General features: G+C 63.8%; 17 protein-coding genes. 5 read left to right on the top strand and 12 right to left on the bottom strand.

The features are described from left to right. From ACV22Z_RS19140 to ACV22Z_RS19125, 4 genes are all read right to left on the bottom strand, one after another. Entirely contained in the window at positions 1-213 is a 213-nt protein-coding gene (locus ACV22Z_RS19140) for a DUF1656 domain-containing protein (protein WP_448077856.1), read from the bottom strand. Positions 214-250: 37 nt separating this feature from the next. Beyond that, positions 251-2,383: an FUSC family protein gene (locus ACV22Z_RS19135; protein WP_448077855.1), complete on the bottom strand. Its 2,133-nt coding sequence runs from the start codon at positions 2,381-2,383 to the stop codon at positions 251-253. Continuing rightward, entirely contained in the window at positions 2,380-2,859 is a 480-nt protein-coding gene (locus ACV22Z_RS19130) for a MarR family winged helix-turn-helix transcriptional regulator (protein ID WP_448077854.1), read from the bottom strand. Before ACV22Z_RS19130 ends, ACV22Z_RS19135 begins: the two co-directional genes overlap by 4 nt. A 347-nt stretch (positions 2,860-3,206) precedes the next feature. Further along, entirely contained in the window at positions 3,207-5,396 is a 2,190-nt protein-coding gene (locus ACV22Z_RS19125; RefSeq protein WP_448077853.1) for a S53 family peptidase, read from the bottom strand. A gap of 861 nt (positions 5,397-6,257) precedes the next feature. Between ACV22Z_RS19125 and ACV22Z_RS19120 the strand changes: the two genes are divergently transcribed. Continuing rightward, positions 6,258-8,861: an EAL domain-containing protein gene (locus tag ACV22Z_RS19120; protein ID WP_448077852.1), complete on the top strand. Its 2,604-nt coding sequence runs from the start codon at positions 6,258-6,260 to the stop codon at positions 8,859-8,861. A 201-nt stretch (positions 8,862-9,062) separates the two neighbouring features. Here the strand turns inward: ACV22Z_RS19120 and ACV22Z_RS19115 are convergent, their stop codons facing one another. The 5 genes from ACV22Z_RS19115 to ACV22Z_RS19095 form a co-directional block, all read right to left on the bottom strand. Further along, positions 9,063-9,365, bottom strand: coding sequence for a hypothetical protein (locus tag ACV22Z_RS19115; protein ID WP_448077851.1), 303 nt, complete (start codon positions 9,363-9,365; stop codon positions 9,063-9,065). Positions 9,366-9,607: 242 nt separating this feature from the next. Next, the gene (locus ACV22Z_RS19110) at positions 9,608-10,534 is read right to left on the bottom strand and encodes an ATP adenylyltransferase family protein (RefSeq protein WP_448077850.1); all 927 of its coding nucleotides are present in this window, start codon (positions 10,532-10,534) and stop codon (positions 9,608-9,610) included. Between the two features lie 28 nt (positions 10,535-10,562). Further along, positions 10,563-11,075 carry an OmpA family protein gene (locus ACV22Z_RS19105; RefSeq protein ID WP_448077849.1) on the bottom strand — a complete coding sequence of 171 codons (513 nt, stop codon included), beginning with the start codon at positions 11,073-11,075 and terminating at the stop codon, positions 10,563-10,565. 81 nt (positions 11,076-11,156) lie between these two features. Continuing rightward, complete coding sequence (locus ACV22Z_RS19100) at positions 11,157-12,425, bottom strand: diguanylate cyclase domain-containing protein (protein WP_448077848.1); 1,269 nt, start codon at positions 12,423-12,425, stop codon at positions 11,157-11,159. Then, the gene (locus ACV22Z_RS19095; RefSeq protein WP_448077847.1) at positions 12,422-13,135 is read right to left on the bottom strand and encodes a YfiR family protein; all 714 of its coding nucleotides are present in this window, start codon (positions 13,133-13,135) and stop codon (positions 12,422-12,424) included. Before ACV22Z_RS19095 ends, ACV22Z_RS19100 begins: the two co-directional genes overlap by 4 nt. Positions 13,136-13,840: 705 nt before the next feature. On the opposite strand from ACV22Z_RS19095, the gene ACV22Z_RS19090 reads away from it, so the two are divergent. Beyond that, entirely contained in the window at positions 13,841-15,106 is a 1,266-nt protein-coding gene (locus tag ACV22Z_RS19090; RefSeq protein WP_448077846.1) for a leucine-rich repeat domain-containing protein, read from the top strand. Between the two features lie 68 nt (positions 15,107-15,174). Here the strand turns inward: ACV22Z_RS19090 and cysS are convergent, their stop codons facing one another. Then, positions 15,175-16,581 carry a cysteine--tRNA ligase gene (gene cysS, locus ACV22Z_RS19085; protein ID WP_448077845.1) on the bottom strand — a complete coding sequence of 469 codons (1,407 nt, stop codon included), beginning with the start codon at positions 16,579-16,581 and terminating at the stop codon, positions 15,175-15,177. A gap of 391 nt (positions 16,582-16,972) precedes the next feature. On the opposite strand from cysS, the gene ACV22Z_RS19080 reads away from it, so the two are divergent. Both ACV22Z_RS19080 and ACV22Z_RS19075 read left to right on the top strand, forming a co-directional pair. Further along, a complete protein-coding gene (locus ACV22Z_RS19080; protein ID WP_448077844.1) occupies positions 16,973-17,140 on the top strand; it encodes a hypothetical protein in 168 nt (55 codons plus the stop codon). 26 nt (positions 17,141-17,166) lie between these two features. Beyond that, on the top strand, positions 17,167-19,101 hold the full coding sequence (locus tag ACV22Z_RS19075; protein ID WP_448077843.1) for an SMP-30/gluconolactonase/LRE family protein: 1,935 nt from the start codon (positions 17,167-17,169) through the stop codon (positions 19,099-19,101). A 149-nt stretch (positions 19,102-19,250) separates the two neighbouring features. Here ACV22Z_RS19075 and ACV22Z_RS19070 read toward each other — a convergent pair whose 3' ends face one another. After that, positions 19,251-20,672: an aldehyde dehydrogenase family protein gene (locus ACV22Z_RS19070; RefSeq protein WP_448077842.1), complete on the bottom strand. Its 1,422-nt coding sequence runs from the start codon at positions 20,670-20,672 to the stop codon at positions 19,251-19,253. A 100-nt stretch (positions 20,673-20,772) separates the two neighbouring features. Here ACV22Z_RS19070 and ACV22Z_RS19065 point away from each other — a divergent pair, with 100 nt between their 5' ends. Beyond that, a complete protein-coding gene (locus ACV22Z_RS19065) occupies positions 20,773-21,729 on the top strand; it encodes a LysR family transcriptional regulator (RefSeq protein WP_448077841.1) in 957 nt (318 codons plus the stop codon). 15 nt (positions 21,730-21,744) lie between these two features. Here ACV22Z_RS19065 and gcvA read toward each other — a convergent pair whose 3' ends face one another. Then, positions 21,745-22,653: a transcriptional regulator GcvA gene (gcvA, locus tag ACV22Z_RS19060; protein WP_448077840.1), complete on the bottom strand. Its 909-nt coding sequence runs from the start codon at positions 22,651-22,653 to the stop codon at positions 21,745-21,747. Positions 22,654-22,779: the final 126 nt, after the last annotated feature.

Here is a 22,779-nt window from a genome sequence, read left to right as displayed (position 1 = left end):
TTAGGTAGCCACGAAATGGTGGGACACGATCACGACGGCGGCCAGCACGAACACGTAGATGCCGAGGTCGAAGATCGAACGGTGCCAGACGAGGCGATAGAAGCCGATGCGCGTGAGCCCGGCGCGGATCGCGACGTTGATCAGGTACGCGATCAGCATCAGCACGAGCGGGGCCGGCACGAACACGCCGAAGATGTCGATTTCGCCGATCATGGTCGCGGTCGCAAAAGCGTGGAAAGGGAAAGCCGGTTCATGACTGCGCTCCACCCGGCGCCTGCGGCGGCTGCCCCGCCGCGGCAGGATACAGCGACAGCCTCAGCCCGACGAGCGCATGCAGCGTTTCGCGCAGCCAGCGGTGCGTCGTGGGCGCGGCCGGCCGTGCGTCTGCCGCAGCGTCGGCCGCCGGCGCAGGTGCCGGCAGGTGGCGGCCGGCAACCCGGCGCAGCGCGTCGTCGATCGTCTCGCGCAGCTCGGGCGGCGCGGGCTGGCGCTCGTTGGCCGCCGCGCAGCGCGTGAAATGGTCGGTCACGCCGGCCAGCACGCGATCGATCGCGTCTGGCAAGTCACCGACGAGCTTGCGGCGCGTGCGGCGCAGGTCGAGTGCGTTCAGCGCGATGCGCAGGTCGCGGAAACTTTCGATCGACGGATGGCGGTGGTCGTCGGACGCGCCGAGGCGCGGCAGCAGCAGGGTCACGCGGTCGAGCATCCGCGACGCGTGGTTGCGCTGGTCGTCGAGCGGCTGTGTCGACGCGGAGCGCGCGACGTCTTCCCAGCCCGAGCGCAACATGCGCCGCGCGGCCAGCTCCGCGCCGAACGGGCGGGTCGCGCGGGTCCACACGAACGCGAACAGCAGCCCGGCGACGCCCGCGAGGTTGCTGTTCAGGAACACGAGGAAATCGGCTTCGTATGCGCTCTGGATGCTGATGAACGTGGCCGTGTTGACCGCGACGAGCATCGTCACCATGTTGAATTGCGGGCGCGGCAACAGCGTGCCGACCAGGATGAACGGGCCGGCGAACATCAGCACGAGCATCTCGAAGTCATGCACGTGCGGCAGCACGACGAACAGGTACAGGCCCGCGAACACGACGCTCGCGCAGGTCGAGAGGAAAAACCGGAACACCATCGGCGCCGGTTCGTCGAGCGCCGCGAAGAAGCTGCACGCAACGGCGAGGAGCGTGACGGCGCCCGCGCCGTCGTGCCAGCCGGAGCTCACCCACAGCCAGCAACCGACCAGGATCGCGCAGACTACCGACAGCGTCGAGAACAGCATCATCCCGCGGTCGAAGAAACGCTCGGTGCCGCCGAGCCGCCAATGCCGGTAGCGCGGCTGCCACACGCCCGATTCGTTCGCGATCAGCGCGCGCAGCGAGCGGCAGTCCTGCCAGATGTCGATCACCTGGCGCAGCCGCCACAGCCCGTTCGACAGCAGTGCGCCGTCCCAGCTCGCGAGCGCGCTGTCCGGCGGCTGCAGCGCGGCGATGCGCTCGCGCAGCCGGTCCGCGGCCGGATCATGGGCCTCGTCGCCGGTGCTCGCGGCCTTCACGGTCGGCAGCGGCGCGTCGAACCACTGCGCCGCGTCGGCCAGCAGCTCGTCGAGCCCGGCGGGACGCAGGTGCAGGTCGCGCATCAGCGCGAGCAGCGGATCGGCGAGCGACGACATCAGCGGCAGGAACAGCTGCATCCGGCCGCACAGTGCCTGCGCGCGCGCGAGGATCCGCGGATGCGCGTGGTCATAGCCGAGCTGGCTCACGAGGAACTCGAGGCCTGTCACTGTCGACGCGAGACGCTGCCGGCACGCGGACAGTGCCTTGCCGGCGATGTGCCCGGACAGCGTCTCGCGGCCGTAGAACGCGGCATCCTTGAACCACGTGTCCGTGCGCTCGATCAACATCGGTGCGAGCCGGCTCGGGAAGATCGTGCTGCCGACCACGCTCGCGCAGACGATGCCGAGCACGATCTCCTCGGTACGCGAAATCGCGACGTCGAATATCGTGGTCGGGTCGGTGACGGTCGGTAGCGCGATCAGCGGCATCGAGTAGCCGGCGAGCATGAACACATAGCTGCGCGCGGTGCGGTCGGAGATCGCGAGGTAGAGCAGCGTCCCGCACCACGCGGCGACGATGACGCTGAACAGGAATGGTGTCTCGACGAACGGCGGCACGAACAGGATCGCTGCGGCGGCGCCGAGTGCAGTGCCGAGCGCACGGTACAGCGCCTTCGAGCGCGTCGCGCCGACGAACGGGTTCGACACGATGTAGACGCTCGCCATCGCCCAGTACGGGCGCGGCAACTGGAAGTACAGCGCGAGGAACAGCGCCAGCTGCGACGCTGCAAACGTCTTGACCGAGAACAGCCAGTCGCGAAGGCTCGGGAAAGTCATGACGGGCGTTGGTGCGGATCGGGATGGCGCGGCACGGCATCGTCCGCGCCGGGCTCGTTGAACGCGTTCAGCACGCGCAGCGCGGCCTCGAGATCGGCGCGCGTCACGCTTTTCAGCACGCGGGCGCGCAGCGTGCGCAGATCGTCCTCCATCATCGCGGTGACCGATCGGCCGGCGTCGGTCAGCGAGATCGTTTTCGCGCGGCGGTCGCTCGGATCTTCGTCGCGGCGCACGAGGTCCGCCGCGCAGAGCTGGTCGAGCAGACGCACGAGCGACGGCCCTTCGATGCCGACGTAGTCGGCCAGCGTGCCTTGCCGCACGCTTTCGCCGAGGCGCCCGACCATCAGCAGCGGCGCCGCGCACGCTTCGGAAACGCCGTATGCGGTCAGCACCGCGTCGCTGGTGCGCCGCCACTTGCGGGCGGACAGCACGAGCAGGCTGCTGACGGCGAGACGGAGGTCGTGCAGGTTTGTCATGGCCGAGATGATAGGGGCAAAACAATTCGATAGCAAACTATCGGTTTTTGTCACGCGGGCGTCATGTCGGCAGGCAGGCTGGCACCCGGATCCACGCAATTTAGGGGGTGAATCCGGTTTGGGTCAAGGCGGGTGGGGCGGGTGATGAGAGGGCGGGTGCGGAGATCGGTACTGCGTCCGTGGGGGCGGTGCGAGGCGCGCGCGATTGCCGGCATTCGTCTGAGGTAAGCCGCGGGGCGCGACGGCGGAACCCGGACGGCTCGAGCGTCACGATCGCTGCGGCTCGATGCGTGACGCGCTGACCGTCCGGGCCGCCGGCGGCCCGTTGAACCGGAGCGGGGCCCTTGTCAGGGGATGGGGGTCAAATGAAGTACCTGACTGACCAGGTAATTCACATTGAGCCAATTGGCCGCCAGGTTCGTGACGTTGACCGTTCCGATACCCGTGGCGAAATTCCAGCCGGTGCTGGTGCCATAGGCTTTCGCATAGCTGGCATTGCTCGTCGAAAGCACGCCGTACGTGCCGCTCGGGAGAAAGCAGTTGGTCGAACCCGAGCAATTCACGTCCATGTCGCCAGACGTGACGTTATAAAACACGCAGTTGCTGGCGACGCGATTGCCGATGCTCGAATTGCAGACGCTGCTGCCCAGCAGGACGTTCTGAACGGCGGCCAACTCGTAATAGACTGGGCCTGGATTGCCCTGGCGGGCCCCGCCGGTGTACTGGTTCACCAGCGCCTGAAAGCCGGCCCAGATCGGGGCGGCGAATGACGTCCCGCCACCGCCGGACCACCCGCTCGGTGCGCCCGTGCACGTTGCGCCGCCGTTGGACGTATCGGAGTCGCAGACAACGTAGTAATGGCCCCAGACGCCGCTGGCCGCGAACAGGGAAACATCAGGAATGTCGCGCACCCCGTCGATCGGATTGCCCGCGACCAGCGCCTGCCAGACTGGCTTGGCGTACCCTTGGCACGTTCCGCTGACCACACCGCCTAGCGACGGACTTCCCGTCGCGCAACCGCTCGGCCCGCCGCTGCCGGCCGATATCGTCAAGAAGGCGGACTTGCCCGTCGGACTGTTGCACAAGCCGTTTGCGCCATAAGTCGTGCTGTAGCCGAGGGCCCTGGCGATCAGCACGCTGGCGCACGAATTGTTCCAGGGGATTTCGGGAATATAGGAGATCGCGGAACCATAGGTCGACGTATTGCCTGAATTCCAGTAAGAACCGGTCACGCCCGCGGATGCATCGCCGAAATCGGTTCCGCCAACCGCGACGTTGTAGGGTGTCGAAGCCAGGCCGCTGACACCGATTCCATGAGTCGCATTCGACTGTCCTGCGTCACAGCTCGCCGCGCCCTGATCTCCCGCCGAGACGAACACCGAGATGCCGAGGGCGGCTGCCTGCTGATAAATGGCAGCGTAGGCCGCATTGGCCGCGGCGCCGTTCTTCGCCTCGCACTCCCCGTAGCTCACGCTGATGATCGCCGGCGGGTTGCTGCCGTTCACCAGGTTCTGCAGTGCGATCAAACCGCCGAACGTCGTGCTGGTATCGCCACAGGACGCCAGCATGATCGATGCGCCAGGCGCCGCCGCGCTCGCCCACTCTGCATCGAGCACGGCTTCTCTTTCGCTGGCAGCGACGACACCGGGATTGGAACAATTATTGGCACCGCTCGCGGGGGCCGGATGGACCTGCGCGAATGCACCGCTCGTATAGCCGGATAAGCCGAAGGCCGAGCGAAATGTGGTCCAGTCGGCCGTGCTGTAGACGTTGGTGTTCTCGATGACGGCAATCGTCTGTCCCTTGCCGGAGATGCCTGCGCGAAGCAACGGATTCGCGTTGTAGATGGTCGCGAGGTCGGCTGGAACAACCGCATGAAGCGTTGCGCTGCCGCCGGCGAACGTGTAATCGGAACGCGGCCTGAAATCCGTATGCGGCGTGAAATCGCTTAGCGAGACGATCCCGCGTACAACGTCCGCAAGGGCAGCGGGAATCTGCGGATTGCTTGCGTTTGCAATATGCGCCACGCCATTGGCCGCAATATGATGAATTTCCGTGCGGAACGCGTCACGTATTTGCCCCGCCGTTCCCGAGAAATCGATCACCATTCCGCCGGACTGGACGCCGTTTACCGTGAGCCCGTGCCGGGAAAGCCAATCGCTGACCGCGTTGACATCCGCGTCCGCCGGACCGAACCTCGAGCGGAACTGCGCGGCCGTGAGCCATTGATGGAACTCCGCCGATTTCGGATCGTGAAGCAGCGTCATGAATCTGGCGAGATCTGCGTCCCGTTCCGCCGGCCGCTTCAGAAGAAGCTGCACATGGGAAAGCACGCGCGTGTCGTCGATCGCGCCGTGGTCATTGACGGCGTTCACCTCCGGACGAATGTTGCCTGGCAACGTCACAGTCTTTCTGTCGTCGACAACCTGTGTGACAAGCTGTCGTGCCGACTGCGCCATTGCTACGGATACCTTGCCGAATATCACGAACGGCAAGAGAAGGCTCACTGCGATGACCGAGTCACGTCTTGTGAACATGGTGTATCTCCCGAATTCATTTACCGTCGTCAAAACATCGGGCGATGTGATGCGCTAGCTTGCTTGCAACGAGCGCAACAGCATTTCTCGATGTGGAGCGCTCCGATGTCCCGGGCGGTCCTCGTCTTGTTGATTGATTTCTGGTCTGATGAATGTTCGGCGGCGACAAGCAGATGGCAATCGTCGCCATGTCGGAAACGAGATTCAGTTCAACCCCATGGTTTACCGGCACGGATGGAGCGGCACGCAAGTTCTACGCCATTCGGCACAGGCCGGCTGAACAACTTCGGCAAATCAGCTCGGGCGAGCCTGTGCGAACAGCCTCGAGACTTTTCGGGCAACCGCAGGTGTCAATGTGTCGTAGAACACCGGGCGATCCACCACGCACGTAACGTAACGTGACGTAACGTCTCCACCTTCTCGCAGTACGGTCGTTCGATTGCGTCAATAGCCGTTGCAAACGGTCCTTTGAATTCGGCAATCACTTACCGACAACGACGGGTATTTACATTCACCGATAGCGATTGATGACAAGCACGGCGGGATTCACGACAGGGCGCAGGATTTGCCAGTGAATTTTTTTTGAAAATATGCAATTTTCAAGGGCCGCATCGAGAAAAAAACATGCTAAGAAAATGAAAGATATTTAAATTCCAGCACTCCGGCATACTATGGACAATCCTTGAATTTTCCATTGGCGGCGGCTTTAATTATTTCCGATGTCACCATAATTCACTCTGGTTGCCGCGCCGAGTATCGCCGCCTGAATTTCTGAAATCCACCGTATGGGGCCGCGCATTTTCGACGTCGCGGTCGTTACGCCACTAACGGCAGAAGTACGATTGCGGACGAGATGCGCACATGACAACACCGAAGCCCAACAATGCTTCGTCGGGAAATGTGGAGCCCCGGCCCCATGTCGAGCCTGCGACGCTCGACGAGGTTTACGACTGCGTGCCGGCAATGATGCACTCGATAGATGCCACGGGCCGCCTGATCCAGGTCAGCGACATGTGGCTCGCCACGCTGGGTTTCACACGGGGCGAGGTCATAGGCCGCCTTTCATCGGATTTCCTGACGGCATCATCGAGAAACCATGCCCGCGATGTCGTCCTGCCGGAATTTTTCCGGACGGGGCGATGCGACGACGTCGAATATCAGATGACCCGCAAGGACGGAACGATCATCGACGTGCTCCTGTCAGGAAAGCTGTTACGGGACGCGTCAGGGAATCCGTTTCGGTCCATTGCGGTCATCCGGGACATCACCGACAAGAAGAAGCTCGATCGCGCGTTGCTGGAGAGCGAGCAACGTTACAAAGCGCTCTTCCAACATGTCCAGGCCGGATTTGCATTGCTCGAACTGGATGCAACGAGCGGCGAAACACCGGCATTCGTGTTTCTGGCGGTCAATCCGGAATTCTCGATCTTGTGCGGCCTGCCGCAATCCCGAATCATCAACGCGCAAGCGGGCGTCGTGCTGTCCGGTCTGGTGCATGAGCCTTTGACTTGCGAGGCGATCCTGCGCGAAGTTGCCGAGACCGGTACGCGAAGGGAAATGACGAATGTGAGCGGGCCGCGAGACAGCTGGTTCGACATGGTCTGCTATCGCCCTGGTACGCGACAGTGCGCGATACTCGTTCACGAGACGACGCAACGCAAGCGGATGCAGGAAACGTTGGCGCAGCAGCACGAGCAGATTCGCGTGACATTGCACTCGATCGGCGATGCGGTGATTGCGACCGACACGGCAGGACGTGTGCAGTACCTCAATCCGATGGCGGAGCGCATGACGGGCTGGCTGTCGGAACAGGCCAACGGTCAGCGCATTGAGAACGTGTTCCATGTCTTTGACGAACGCACGGGCATTCAAGCGGCGAATCCCATCAAGCGATGCCTGCGTGAGGATCGCGCCATTCAACTCGACGATGGCACGGTGCTGGTATCCAGGAACGGCATGCGTTTCTCGATCGAAGATTCCGCCGCACCGATCAAGGATTCGAACGGCGTGACTTCGGGCGTCGTGCTGGTGTTTCGCGACGTCACCGACGAACGTCAATTCTCGAGGGAAATGGCATACCGGGCGACGCACGATGCGCTGACCGGCCTGATCAACCGGACCGAATTCGAGTCGTGCCTCCAGCAGGCATTGTCGGGGGCTCGCGGTTCCCCGAAGCCTGGTGCGGTTTTCTACCTCGACCTCGACCAATTCAAGCTCGTCAACGATACATGTGGCCACGCGGCAGGCGACGCCCTGCTCAAGCGCGTGGCGTCACAACTCGAAGCGGGCCTCGATATCCCGCATACGCTCGCCCGGCTGGGCGGTGACGAATTCGGCATCATCCTGCCGGACTGCTCGATCGATGAGGCCGAGGACATCGCCTCTCGCCTCTGCAAGCGCGTTGACGAGATGCGTTTCGAATACAAGGGCTGCCACATCTGTGTTGGCGCGAGCATCGGTGTCGTGCCGCTCGACAGCGATCTGGAGTCGGTGGACGCCATCATGCAGCATGTCGACAGTGCATGCTATGCCGCCAAGGATGCCGGACGCAACCGCGTGCATGTCTGGTCCGGCACGGATCAGGCGATGCGCGCGCGAATGATCGAGATGGACTGGGTGCGCCGGGTGAGGCAGGCGCTCGACGAGAATCGCTTCATGCTGTACGCGCAGGAGATCTTTTCCTTGCAGGTGCCCGCTACCGCAAAACGATTCGAGGTGCTGCTGAGGCTCCCCGGTGAAGACGGCAACCTCATCTCGCCCAGCGCATTCCTGCCGGCCGCGGAGCGCTTCAATATCGCCGGTCGTATCGATCGGTGGGTCGTCGATCAGGTATTCAGATGGATGGCCAGCTATACAGACAAGCTGGATCATATCGAGTACGTGTCGGTGAATCTCTCTGGCCAGTCAATCGGCGATTCGGATTTCTTCGATTACCTAAGGAATCTGTTGAGCACTTATCCGCTCAATGGAAGCAAGATTTGCTTCGAAGTAACCGAAACCGCTGCGGTGACGAATCTGGATATTGCCGCCACGTTCATCAACGCGCTGAGGAAGTATGGCGTGCGATTCGCCCTCGATGATTTCGGAAGCGGCGCGTCTTCGTTTGGATACCTCAAAGCGCTACCGGTCAACTATCTCAAGATCGACGGGAGATTCATCAAGAACCTTCATCGGGACGCGCTCGACAGGACGGTGGTCAGGTGCATTCAGGAGGTCGCGAACGTGCTCGGCAAGGAAACCATCGCCGAATTCGTCGAAACCGCGGAGATATCCACCATCCTGACCGAAATGGGCGTTGGCAGTGCGCAGGGATTTTTCCTGCATCGTCCGCAGCCGATATCCGTTGTCCTGACTTGTCGGTCATCCACTGCCCTCGACAGTCCTGAGCGACACCGCGACCTCTTGCTCGCGCGAGACAAGTCACAGCCGACCAAGCCTTCCATCGATACCGACCGGCCGTCGTGACAGTCGAACATCGTTGATACGGCGAGCGACGCGTGGCACCGAGAACGACAGGGCCGAATTCGCCCGCGTTCAGGCCAATGATGGCGCCGGAGCGACCGCTCGCGGCGCCCATTCGGTCGTTTGCTGCGTGACCGGCCACCGACGTAGCCGGTCCTCACGCAACGCGGGGGCCGTGCCAGCCGGTTTCACCTCATGAGCGAGTCAATGTTGATGCGGCTCCTCGTAATGAGGCCGCAGGCGCGGGTCGTCGTCATGGCGCCACGGATCGCGATCGTGCGGATGTCGATGCGCCCATTCGTCGTGGCGCCAGTATCGATGGCCGTCCCAATAGCGGTCACCATGCATGCCGGCGGTGACGTTGACGTCGGCCGGCATCCGGTGCATCTGACCGTACGGTTCAGGCGGCGGGCCTTCCTGAGCAATCGCTGTACCCGCGGTCAGCCACGCACTGCCTGCGATGAGCGCGATCCATGCCGCGCGGCAAAAAATGGAACGTACATGCATCGTAGCCTCCTTGTTCCGGACAACATGAATCCACTCTACCCACGATAGGCGCGCGCACTTGTGGCGACTTGTAAGCGCACATTTCACCGGGCGCGACCATCGCGACGACGCGCATTGCGCGGCATCGGACCGGCACATGGGAACGCAACCCGGACGGGAGGCAGCTTCGATGCGGCGGGCCAGTCAGAGACGGTTACATCTGTGCGGCGATATCCAGCATGACATGACGCGGCTTCAGCGCGTTACGACGCGCCACGCGCACCCGCAACACGTTGCAGCACGGTCATCGGGCCGAGCGTCCTGATGATCTGCATCTGGGCGGCGTCGCGCACGAACAGCGAGCCGGCAAAGCCCAATGCGTTGATCGAAATGCCGTCGACGCGCTCCCTGGATCTTGGAACGGCCAGCATGCCTTGCGGCATCACGAGCAGGTTGTAGGGCGCGGATTGATGCGCTTCGCCGGCGACATCGATCGCATGCAGGCCGATGGCATCCAGCAGGTCGCGATAGACGCCGAGCGCACGCTGCGCGATGTCGATCGGCGACGTGCCGGGTGACAGCGTCAGCCTTGCGAACGCGTGCGGAAACGCGAGACCCGCGACGGCGCAGACCGAACCTTCGTCGCGGGCGGAAGCGAGAAGCGGCGCGATCGGCGGCGTGGGTTCGCCTGCTGCAAACGGCAACGGGACGATCTGCAGATGCTTGTGCGGCTGGCTCGCACCGGCCGCTCGTCCGCCGTTGTAGAAACCGAGGCCCGGAAACTCGGCCATGCACGTGAACAGCGCGGTGAAGTCGGCCGCGTTCAGCAGCGCTTCCTGCGGCTCGAAGCGGCGCGTGACGATCAGCAGGTGATGGTCGATCACGTTGAACTTGTTGAGCAACGCAAGGTGCGTGTCCGTGATGTCGGCAACGAAGAGATCCGGGTCGCAGGGCAGAAACGGATCGCTCGAGCCGCGTTCCGGGGGCAGGCCGGCCTGTCGTTTCCGACCTTCGTCATCCTTGCGCGCAAGGCTCGATACCTGGCGAACCAGAAAGCGCACGCCGCCGTCTTCAAGCGTCGTCTGCGTGGTTTCGATCGGGCGCAGCGCACCGCAGGCCAATGCGTGTTCGCTCTGGCGCAGGACCGCGGGCCAGAGCATGCCGGGCTGAAGGCGCAAAGGGTGACGCATGGTGGCAAAGGCAACCGGCCGCGCTGGCTCAATGCGTCGAGATCACGATCGCCGCGCGGCGGTTCTGCGCACGCCCGGCGGCCGTGCGGTTGTCACCCACCGGGTCGCGCTTGCCTTTCCCGATGGTCTCGACGCGCCCGGCAGGAAGGCCGGTGTCGACGAGTTCGATCGCCACGACCTCGGCACGGCGTTGGGACAATTTGAAGTCGTAGGTGTCCGCACCCTCCGCGTCGGAGTAGCCATAGACGCGCACGCTGTTAAGCCCCACCGACACAAGCGTGTGGCCGATGCGCTCGACGATCCGGCGGACGTCGGGCTTGAGGTTGTAGCGGTCGAAGTCGAACAGGATCGGTCCGGTCGAGCCGAACTCGAAACCCTGCTCGGTCTCCTGGAATCCCGCCGACTTGAGTGCCTCGACCTGGGTATGCGTCAGACCGCGATAAAGCGGCGGCGTCTTGCAGCCCCCGAGCAGCATGCACAGGAGCAATGCGCTCCCAATGCCCATCCGCCAGAAGCCTGCAGGAAACGAGTGTCTGTTCATCGCATTCCCCTTGAGCGCGACCGCGTTGCGCGTTGTTTCGAATCCTTGCGACGGCCCGGGCTGCCGGGCCGGAACATCATGTCACGCCGGACCGGCGACACCTTCGGCAAGCTGCCATGAGCCCGGCCGTGCGCGCTTGGCCCGGTACATCGCTCCATCGGCGGCGCGCAGCAAGCCGCCCGCGTCGAACGCGTGATCGGGATACAGCGCAACGCCGATGCTCACCATGGCGGCCACCGTGCGGCCATCGGGCAACACGATCGATGGCGTCATGCTGGACAGTATGTCCTCGGCAATACGGGCGGCGCTGGCCGCATCGCGCATCGGCGCGAGCATGACGGCGAATTCGTCCCCGCCCAGGCGAGCAACCAGATCAGCCTCGCGCAACTGCGTGCACAGCCGTGCCGCGATGCCGATCAGCACCGCGTCGCCAGCGTCATGTCCGAGGCAGTCGTTGATCTCCTTGAAACGGTCGCAGTCGAGATACAGGATCGCGACCCGCTGCCCCGTCACCATGGCCTCGCCGAGGGCGCGCGTGAGGCGAGCCTCGAACTGCGCACGGTTGGGCAGGCCGGTGAGGGCATCGTGGGTTGCCTTGTGTTCGAGCGACGCGTTCTCGTGGCGCAGGTTGTTTTGCCAGTCCTCGAATTCGTCGAGCAACGCGTTGAAGTCGTCGCCGAGCTGGTTCAGTTCGGCAATTGCCGCGGGCTCGACCCGCTGCTCGAACGCGCGCTCGCGCCGCACTGCGTGGGCGACGCCGGCCAGCGCGCGCAGCGGCGCGATGATGTTGCGCAGCAGGCGCTTCGAGCTGACATACGCACCCAGCACGCTGACGGCGAGGCAAGTCAGGATGCCGCCGACGCCGCCGAGCAGGAAGGCGAAGAACTGGTGACCCTGGCCACGCACTTCGACATAACCGACGACGATGCCGTCGTGCGCCACCGGTACGGTCACGGGCCCAGGCAGCACGATGGCGGCGACTTCCCGCTCGAGTCTCGCGATTGCACTGCCGGCGGGCAACTGCCATGCCGCGAATGGCCGGCCGCTGCGATCCGTGACGACGATCTCGGCCACATCCTCGTCTTTCGCGATCATGCCGATCGCCTCGGTCGCCGCGATGCGGTCGCCGAACACCAGCGCCGCCTCGACCGTGTAGCCGAGCGAGCGGGCCAGCAGGTTCAGGTTGTTGCCGGCGTAGGCACGCAATGCGATCACCGCGACCACGATCAACGACACCGCGGCCATTGCGACGGCGACGAACGCCAGACGCAGGTGCGCGCGGCGCAACACGTTCTGCAGCGTCGGGCGCGGCGTGCGCGGAGGGAAAATGGGGGGCGCGGGCTGCGTCATGGCGTCACCGGCCGCCGCGACAGATTGAGCACGTTCGGATGAACCCGTACGCCGCTGCGCGCCACCGCGTCGAGATTGATATCGAACGTGACGCGTTCGCCATCGACATTGAGGCAGAACATGCTGCCCGCAGTGCAGGACGGATCGTGTTCCGCGATAGTCAGGACCGGATGGCCCGCCACGGTGGCTCTGACCTGCTGCCTCTGATCGTCGCTCAGGTCGCCGAGATAGACGACTTCGCAGTCTGCGCCGAGGGCGGAATCATCGAAGGGGACCTGCCGCACGTCGAGCGGCGTCGAGCCGGCCTGCAGCGTGTCGACCAGGCCGTGCGCGTAGTCGGGCCGGCCCGTCACGCACAGGTGCAGGCGGGCGGGCGGCGTCGGCCAGTGCGTGAAGCTGATGATGCCCAGCACGACCTGGCGCACGGCGGCGTCGCGTGGAGAAATGGCGGGATCGGCGCGGTTTGCAGTGGTGGCGACGGCCAGCACCGTTGTGACTGGTTCGACCGTATCGGCGGGTGTATCGGCGGGCGTGTCGGCGAGCGCAGCCGGCGCCGCGCCCAGCGCGCAAGCTGCTGCGAGCAGCGCATGGCGAAGCGAGGCCGTCCAGCAAAACCGGCGGCAGTTCGCCCGCGCGGCGATTGCCGCCGCGCCCCTTGGCGTCATTGCGGCCGCATGACAGGCTGCCGCCGCGCACACCCTCGCATGCATGATGAAAACATTCGTTGGCGTCGATCCAGGTGCTGCCTCCTGGCTCCCGCCATTCGCGGGCCTGCACCGCTTCACACATTCATCTTAGACACAAAGTCGCGCGATCAACCAGTTGGGAAACACCCGCGAGCATCCTGGAGAGAACGCCGACCTGGCGCTTGCGCCGCCGTGCCGGCGAGCGCGTTAGCCGTCGTCGACCCGATCGGGATTTTGTCAGCGGATACCAATGGTCAGTAGATACAGATGACGTCTACCTGGTGCTCACATGTAATCGCTATCCAGGCTGCGATTCGCTTCCACAGAAGCGGCTTGGGCGTGTATCCGAGCATTGCCTTGGCGCTGTCATTTGAAGCGCCGGTCAGCCGCGTATGGAGTAATAGACCGCTTCTTCGTCAGCCGAATTCAGCGCGTCGTCCACCCTGACGCCCGGCGGCGTCGGCGCGCCGACCCAGCGCGCGAACACCGGCAGTCATTCGGCGACGGGCACCGGGAACGAAACCGGAATGCGAACATAAACCGAAGAATTGGTCATGCGTAACGCAGGGTTGACGGGTGACGGGTTCACGACGTGGATTTCATGTGAGTCTCGCTTGCGCCACCTCTACGACAACCTGGCCGTGTTGCGCGCCCTGTAGGCGACTTCATCGCAGGACGGCCTCGCTGTTCGTGTATAAAGGAGGCAACCTTGGACAAGCGGAGGCCGGCGTGGCCGAAACCCCACCTTCGAACCCGAAGCCGGCTGCTGAAGGCTTGCGCACATCAGGTTGGCACCGCGCCAGGCCATGGGCCATCGTCGGCGGCATCGGCCTTCTGCTCGCGAGCTTGCTGGCGGTCTTGAGCCCATTGCGGGAAAAATCGGATGAACGGGCGCTGACCGACCTGGGATTTTCCAGGGGCACCTGCAACGACAGCGAAGGTTCAGGTATCGCACCCGATTCAGGGTGCCTGGCGTTGCGGGCAAAGCCGGAAACGACGACGGCGCAGGTCGCGGCTGCGATGCCACATCTGAGAAAGCTCGGCCTGAGGCTCGAGCTGAGTCTGGCAGACACCGAGGTCGATAGCATCGACTCGCTGAACGGACTGGATCGCCTGGAATCGCTCGACCTCACGGGCACGCCGGTCTGGAACATCGATGCGCTGAAGGGCACGCGTTCCCTCAGGAATCTTGTACTTCATCGCACCAAAGTCGAGAACGTCGATGCGCTAAAAGGATTGACCGGCCTGCAATCGCTCAATCTCTGGGAGACCCGGGTCTCGAATCTCGATGCGTTGAAGGACCTGACGAATCTGCGGCAACTCGACCTTCGGGACACGCAGGTGCGCGACCTCGACGCGCTCGAGAAATTGCCTCATCTGGAAACGCTCAAGCTGGGCGGTGCCAGGAATGTCCGCGACATCGAGCCGCTCGGCCGGCTCACCACGCTGACGACGCTCGACCTTAACGAGACCCGAGTCGAGCGCATCGATGCGTTGAAGACGCTGCATGATCTGCAGGCACTCTATCTGGCAAACACGCCAGTCCGGAACATCGATTTGCTGACGGAAATGCCCGCGCTGACCACGCTCGTGCTCGACGGCTCCAAAGTCGAGAACGTCGCTGCGACGCGGGGCTTGGTCCGGCTGGAAACGCTCGTGCTTGCGCGCACGCAAGTCACGAACATCGATGCGCTGAAGGGCCTGACGGGCCTGAGAAGACTCAATCTCGCCGACACCAGGGTCGACAACATCGATGCGCTGAGTGGGCTGACGGGCCTCCAGATGCTCAATCTCTTTCGCACCAGGGTTCGGAACATCGATGCGTTAAAGGGGCTGACCGGTCTGCAAGAACTCTATCTCGCCAACACGCCGGTCCAGAACGTCGAAGTCCTGAAAGGCCTGACCGGACTGCGAGAGCTCGTTCTCTATGGCACGATGGCCAGCAACGTCGATGAGCTCAAGGCAGCCTTGCCAAACACTCGAGTCGTTTGGTGAATGGCTCGATCAACGACGCCAGTCGAGCAGGCGCAGGCCGCGCACCCGGTTATGCGCCAAAGCAACGGTCACGCCTTCCCGGTATCGACCGGAGTCGTATTGATTCCGACCACGCGTTGTCCTTCCTTGCTGTCCTCGACTCGCCAGCCTCGCGCGTTCAACGTCTCCCGTATCTCGTCGGCCTTTGCCCAGTCCTTGGCCGCTCTGGCCCGCTCGCGCTCGCCGAGTAACGCCCGGATGCTGTCCGGAATGTCGGAGGCAACCGGCATCCAGTCGTGCAACCCAAGGCCCAGCACTTGATCGAAGCGGTCCACCGTCGCTCTCAAGGTTGCCGGTGGAAGATGGCTTTTGGCGAGTTCCCAAAGCACGGCCAGCGCCCTCGGAAGATTCAGGTCGGCATCCACTTCAGCATCGAATCGCGCGGCGAAATCCGGATCGACGCGGCCTCCTTCGGGCCATCCGGAATAGAGCTGTCGCAGCCTGTTCAACGCTGTCTGCGCGGCCTCGACAGACGCCCAGCTGAAATGCAGCTTGCTCCGGTAATGGGCCGTCAGGCACAGGTAACGGTAGGCGAGCGGTTCGATGTTGCGCGTCTGCAAGGTCACCAGACGAATGAAATCGCCACTCGATTTCGACATCTTCGTGTCGGCATCGAGCGTCAGAAAGTGCCCATGCATCCAGAAGTTCGCGAGCCGCGTGCCGTGAGCCGCCTGGGTCTGCGCAATCTCGTTGCTGTGGTGCACGGCGATGTGGTCTTCGCCGCCGCAGTGGATGTCGAACCAGATGCCGAGGTATTTGGCCGACATGGCCGAGCACTCGATATGCCAGCCGGGGAATCCGCGCCCCCATGGGCTATCCCATTCCATCTGCCGCGTGACGTCCGCCGGACTGAACTTCCATAACGCAAAATCCGTCGGGTTTTTCTTGGCGCCGACTGCGACGCGCTTGCCCGCCTGCAGGCCGGCAGGATCGAGCCGTGCCAGAAAGCCGTAATCGTCCTGCCTGCTCGTATCGAAATAGATGCCGTCATCGATCCGATACACGTAGCCGGCGCGTTCCAGCTCGCCGATGAACGCGATCTGCTCGGCGATGTGATCGGTCGCACGGCACCATACCGTCGGCTCCAGCAGGTTGAGGGCGCGCCAGTCGGCGACGAACGCGTCGGTGTAGCGCCGGGCGATGGCCCACGCCGATTCTCCGGTCCGCCGGCTGCCTTTTTCCATCTTGTCTTCGCCTTCATCGGCATCGGAAGTCAGATGACCCACGTCGGTGATATTGACGACGTGCCGCACGTCGTAGCCGTTGCGCATCAACGCGCGACGCAGGATGTCTTCGAACACGTAGGTTCTCAGATTGCCGATGTGCGCGTGGTCGTAGACGGTCGGGCCGCAGCAGTACATGCCGACCCGACCGGCGTGAATCGGCGTGAACGGGCGCACGGTACGCGACCAGGTGTCATGCAGCGCAAGCGGCATCGGGTTTCTCCGTCATGAACGTGTCGGGCCAAAACAAAAAGGCCGCCGGTTTTGCAACGGGCGGCCAGTAGGCAATTGATCGAATGCATCGCTAGATCGCTAGACGCATCTTCCCCCTGGCACGTTCTGACAACATGCGCGGACCAGCGAAGCGGGGAGTCGGGTTTGAGCGAGCATGACAACGATCCTAACGTCTGTGGGCTGCGCAGGTCAATCTCGCCGCATGACTGCATTCGGCGCCGGCGTTGCGAACAATGAGGCTGGTGTTGGACGGACAGGAATGACTCGCGACCCGCGCGATGCATTCCGGAGAAGGTACTTTTGACCGCAAGGAACTCATTGAAACGTACGAGGCGCCGGCGTAAATCGAAAATAAATCGAAAAAAAATCGGTGGTGCGAATTGCCCGCTATTCGTATTGCGTTAAAGCAGTCATCATCGTCCTGCAACGTATCGGCGTTACGCTGGACGTCATATCGACTGCGCTGAATGGTCTCGAGGAAGAGTTCACTCATCACGGATTTCAGGAAATCCGGCTGGCCAACCATTCACGTGAATGATTGCGGCATTCAGGAGAGCATCAGTCATGACAGAAAAAAAACGAATTCGGGCTGCGCTTTTCGCCGCAGCGATCGCGACGATTGCGCCGGCCTGTCAGGCGTATAACTCCACCGACTGGCTGGCGAACACCTATGGCACCCTCGCCGCCCACGTGGGCAATACCGCGCGTTCCATGTGGGTCGCGCCTGAAGGCGTCATCTATACGGCCTCCATGTGGGACGAATATGAGGGCGGCGTCGCCATCTACCAGAACGGCCGCAGCGCCGGCTCGATCGGCGTTCACGGTGAATTCCAGGGCAGCGCCATTACAGGCAATGCCACATCGATTTTCGCGGCGCTCCAATACAACAAGTCGTACGGAAGCGGTGCAGTGGGGCGATACAACCGCACCACCCGGATGCGCGATCGTTTCATTCAGGTCACCGCGTCGACCGACCAGCTTCGGGTCGACGTCGTTACCGGACTCGCCACCGCGGGCTCGCTCCTCTATGCGAGCGACTTTTACGGCAATCGCGTCCGGATCTACACGACCGATGGTGTCTGGCAGCGCGACATCAACGTGTCGGGCCCGGGCGCGCTCGCCGTAGATGGCGCCGGCAACGTGTGGGTCGCCCAGAAGCGTGCGGGGACGATCGTCGGGTTCAGTCCGAGCGGCGCGCTGCTGAACACCATCCGGATGCCCGGCGGGTCGCAGCCGTCGGCGCTGTATTTCGATGCGTCATCGAAGCAGCTCGTGGCCGGGGACGAGGGGCCCGACATGAACATCAAGCGCTACACGCTGTCGGGCACGCCGGCGCTGGCCGGCACGTTCGGCGTTCGGGGCGGTTATCTCGACACCACGACGGGAATCAAGGGGCAGGTGGGCGCGAAGCGCTTCACCCGCGTCGCCGGCATCGGCAAGGACACCGCCGGCAACCTCTATGTGCTCAACAACCCGTGGGGCGGCGGGTGGGATCTCGGCCGCGACGGCGGCACCGACATTCACGCATACGACGGTGCCGGCAACCTGCGGTGGGTGCTCCAGTCCGTCAACTTCGAGGGCGTCGCCGCGCCGGACCCGGCCACGGATGGCACGTTGTTCTATGGCGGCACCAACATCTACACCGGCAGCGCCGGCGGCACGTTCGTCGCGAACACCGTCGATCCGTTCACCTATCCGTCGGATCCGCGCATCAACGTGAACGACCCGCAGCGCGACGAGCATTTCGGGCAACTCGTTGCCGTTGGCGCGAACCGGATCCTCGTGGCGTCCGGCCAGAACCCGGCGATCTTCTACTTTTTCCATTTCAACGCGGCGAACGGCTACATCGCGATTCCGGATGCATCGATTCCAGGGCCTGCGTTCAATGCGACCCAGCGGGTCATGAACGGATTCTGCATCGACAGCAACGGAGGCGTGTGGGCCGGCCTCGACAAAACCGGTTCGATCTACCACTACCCGCTGACCGGCTTCGACGCGAGCGGCAAGCCGACGTGGGGGCCCGGCATCCCCATCCGCATTCCGCAGAGCATCCAGCCGCTGACGCGCATCATCTACCTCGCGGACAGCGACACGATGATTCTCGCGCAGGGCATCGTCGGGAGTACCGACTGGACGGCGGTCGGCACGCGGATCGAGGTGTATCACGGCTGGAGCGCGGGCAATACCACCGTACCGAATCCGGTGATCAATCTCGCCAGCTCCGGTGCCAAGTCGATCGACGCGGCCGGCAACCACCTGTTCGTCGGCTACTGGTTCAGCAGCAGCGGGCAGGCCAAGCCGAACGTCGACGCTTTCAATCTCGCGACCGGCAACCTCGACACCACGCTGGTCAACACCAGCAGCACGACCGTGGACGCCAGCAGCGCGCTCGATTCGATGTACGGCATCAGGGCATATCGTCGATCGACGGGTGAGTACGTGGTCACGAAGAACAACGTCAAGGGTTCGAGCATCACGGTTTATCGCTGGACGCCCTGATCTCCGTCAATGACCAGGGCGCCCACGCGACCGTCCGGGTCGAACGACACCTCCGCCTTCGGACGGAGAACGGAGCCGTAGCGCCAGTGACTGCTGCGTCGGGGCGTTGCCCATGGTTCTGCTGTCTGGTCCGCGTCGGGCCGGGCCGATCACACCGCACCCAGCAGCGCCTTCGGTTCGAGAAACGCCTCGAGCCCGAACGTACCGTATTCGCGGCCGATGCCCGATTGCTTGAACCCGCCGAAGGGCGCCGCGGGTTCGTGCGCGAGCGTGTTGACGAGCACGCGTCCCGCTTCGATCTGCGACGCTACCGCGCTGGCGCGCCGGGCATCGGACGAGCAGACGTAAGCCTGCAGGCCGTAGCGCGTATCGTTGGCGATTGCGATCGCTTCGTCGGTGTCGCGGTAGGCAATGATCGACAGCACCGGTCCGAATATTTCGTCGCGCGCGATGGTCATGTCGTTGCGCACGTCGCTGAACACGGTCGGACGCACGAACCAGCCCGCGTCGACGCCATCCGGACGTCCGCCGCCACCGGCAATCAGGCGTGCGCCTTCGTCGACACCGATGCGGATGTAGCGCTGCACGCGGTCCCATTGCTTCTGGCTCACCATCGGGCCGATGCGCGTGCGCGGGTCACGCGGGTCGCCGGACGGGTAATCCGCCACCGCGGCGGCGATTTTCTCCTCGAATTCCGCAAGCCTCGCCTGCGGCACCAGAATGCGCGTGCCGGCGATGCACGCCTGTCCGCTGTTCATGAAGCCGGCCTCGAGCGCGAGCGGCACGGCTGCGTCGAAATCGGCGTCGTCGAGCACGATCATCGGCGACTTGCCGCCGAGTTCCAGCGTCACACGCTTGAGCGTGTCTGCCGCCGTGCGCAGAATCGTCTTGCCGACGGCCGTCGATCCCGTAAACGACAGCTTTGCGACGTCGGGGTGCGAACAGATCTCCGCGCCGACCGTGTCGCCGCGCCCGGTCACGATATTGAACACCCCGGCCGGAAGCCCCGCTTCGTGCAGCGCCTCGGTGATCACGCGCGTCTGGATCGCGCTCATCTCGCTCGGCTTGATCACGGCCGTGCAGCCCGCGGCGAGCGCTGCCGCAAGCTTGCCGCAGATGAAGCCCGCATCGCTGTTCCACGGCGTGATCAGCCCGGCCACGCCGAGCGGATGCATCACCACGTCGGCTGACCCGGCGCGGCGGACGAACGAATACTGCTCGAGGGTGTTCGCCGCTTCCAGCAGCACGTCGCTCGCGTGGCGGGCCATCCAGCGGCCGCGCGACACGGGGGCGCCGTATTCGTCGATGATCGCTTCGAAAAGTTCATCCTCTTTTGCCGCGACGGCCGCATGCATGAGCCGCAGCATCTCCACGCGCTCGCGCTTGTCCGTGCGCGAGAACGCCGGGAATGCGCGCTTGGCCGCCGCGATCGCGGCGCGCGCGTCGTCGGCGTCGGCAAGCCGTACGCGGCCGATCACCTGCTCGGTCGACGGATTGAAAAGATCGAAGCGCTCGTTGCCGTGCGGCGTCACGAACGCGCCGTCGATGTAGATCTGGTCGATGGTCTGCATGGTCTGTCCAAAGATGCGTTGTCGTTCACGCAAGATAGGCCGTCGTTATTGAACTGACTAGCCGTACAATCGGGGATGACTTGTTGAGCAGAATGGGACAATGAAGACCTCCGGACTTGGCGAACTGGAAGCCGTTCTGGCCGTTGCGCGACATCGCAGCTTCCGCGCGGCGGCGACCGAATTGAGCGTGTCGACGTCCGCACTGAGTCATGCGGTCGCGGCGCTCGAAGCGCGCATCGGTGTGCGCCTGTTCAACCGGACGACCCGCAGCGTGTCGCTCTCCGAGGCGGGAGACCAGTTCGTGCGCAGCATCGCGCCAGCCCTGTCGACCATTCAGGCCGCATTCGAGCAGGCCGGCAGCTTCCGCGACACGCCGTCGGGCACGTTGCGCATCAATACATCGGTGGGGGCAGCGAATCAGGTGATGCCGGTCTTCATCGCGTTTCTGGAGCGCTACCCCGAGATGAAGCTCGACATCGTCACCGAGGGGCGGCTGATCGATATCGTGGTCGAAGGATTCGACGCGGGCATTCGTCTGATGGAATCCGTGCCGCAAGACATGATTGCCGTGCCGTTCGGTGACAGGCAGCGCTTTGCGGTGGTCGGCAGTCCGGCGTATTTTGAGCGGCACGCGCGTCCGCGCACACCCGCGGATCTCGCCGCACATCGATGCATTCGCAGCCGGATGCCGAGCGGGGCCATCTACCAGTGGGAATTCGAACGACACGGCGAGACGCTGCGCATCGATGGCGACGGTGCCATGACGCTGAACGACGCGGGCCTGATGCTTGCGGCGGCGCGCGCGGGGCTGGGTCTTGCCTATTTGGCCGAATGGCACGTCAAAGGGGATCTGGAGGCCGGCACGCTGGTGCGGGTGCTTGAAGACTGGACCCCGGCGCTGGACGGGTTGTGCCTGTACTATCCGGGCCGGCGCCATGTGCCCGCCGGGCTGCGCGCATTGATCGACACGATCCGCGCACATGCGGACGCCCATGCCGCACGCGTGGCCGGGAACAGAAAGCGCCGCTCGCCGCCGGCGCTTGGCACACGGCGCTGAAGGGGTGCCTGGCGATCAACCTGCCCGCGCGAGAAACTGCCGGATTTCATCGGCGAGCCAGTCGCGCAACGCGCACACCTTCGGGTCGTCCCGGCTGCCGATGCGATAGACGAGATCGTGGCCGCGCTCGGCCTTCAGGCGAACCTGGGGGAAGGGCGCAACCAGGCGCCCGGCGGCAATGTCGTCCGCGACGATCACGCTGCGTCCCAGCGCCACGCCTTCGCCGCGGATCGCAGCCTCGATGGCGAGGCTGCCGTGACTGTAGGCCGGACCGCGATCGCTGCGCACGCCAGCCACGCCGGCCAGCGCAAACCATTGCTCCCAGTTGGCCAGCATGCCGTCCTCGTGCAGCAGGGTACAGGCGGCAACGCTTGCCACGGACGACATGCCACCCATCTTCGCCAGATAGGCAGGACTGCAAACCGGAGTCACCGTCTCTTCCAGAACCCGCTCGGCGAGAACGCGCGGATAGCGGCCGCTGCCGTAGCGTATCGCCACATCCGCGTCGCCGTCGTTCAGGTCGACATACGTATCGGTCACATCGAGATGGATGTCGAGTTCAGGATGCAGTGCCTTCAGCCGATGCAGGCGCGGCGCGAGCCACTTGTTCGCAAAGGAAACGCTCGCGTTGATCTTCAGGCGCGCAATGTTGTCGTGCGCACGCAGGCGTTCCGATTCCTTCGTCAGCTCGGCAAGCACGCGGGTCACGGCAAGCAGGAACTCGGCGCCGGCTTCGGTCAGGGCGATCCGCCGGGTCAGGCGCTGGAACAGCGCGACGCCAAGATGGCTTTCGAGCGTCTTGATATGCCGGCTCACCGCGCCATGCGTGACGTGCAGCTCCGCCGCCGCCAGCGTCATGCTCAATAACCGTCCGGTTGCTTCGAAGGCGCGCAGCGTTTGCAGAGGGGGGAGCCGGTCGAACACGGTCGGGACATGTGTGAGTTTTGCTCACGCATTATATGACGACAAATGGTTTGTCAGGCAACGGGGGCGTCGTCAATATCTGTCCGTAGCCGCGGGGCGCCGTTGGCCGGGATGCATGGGAGTGGC

The sequence above is a fragment of the Burkholderia sp. PU8-34 genome, assembly GCF_053427725.1.
The sequence above is the reverse complement of the archived record's forward strand: the minus strand, read 5'-3'. Positions and strand labels throughout refer to the sequence as shown.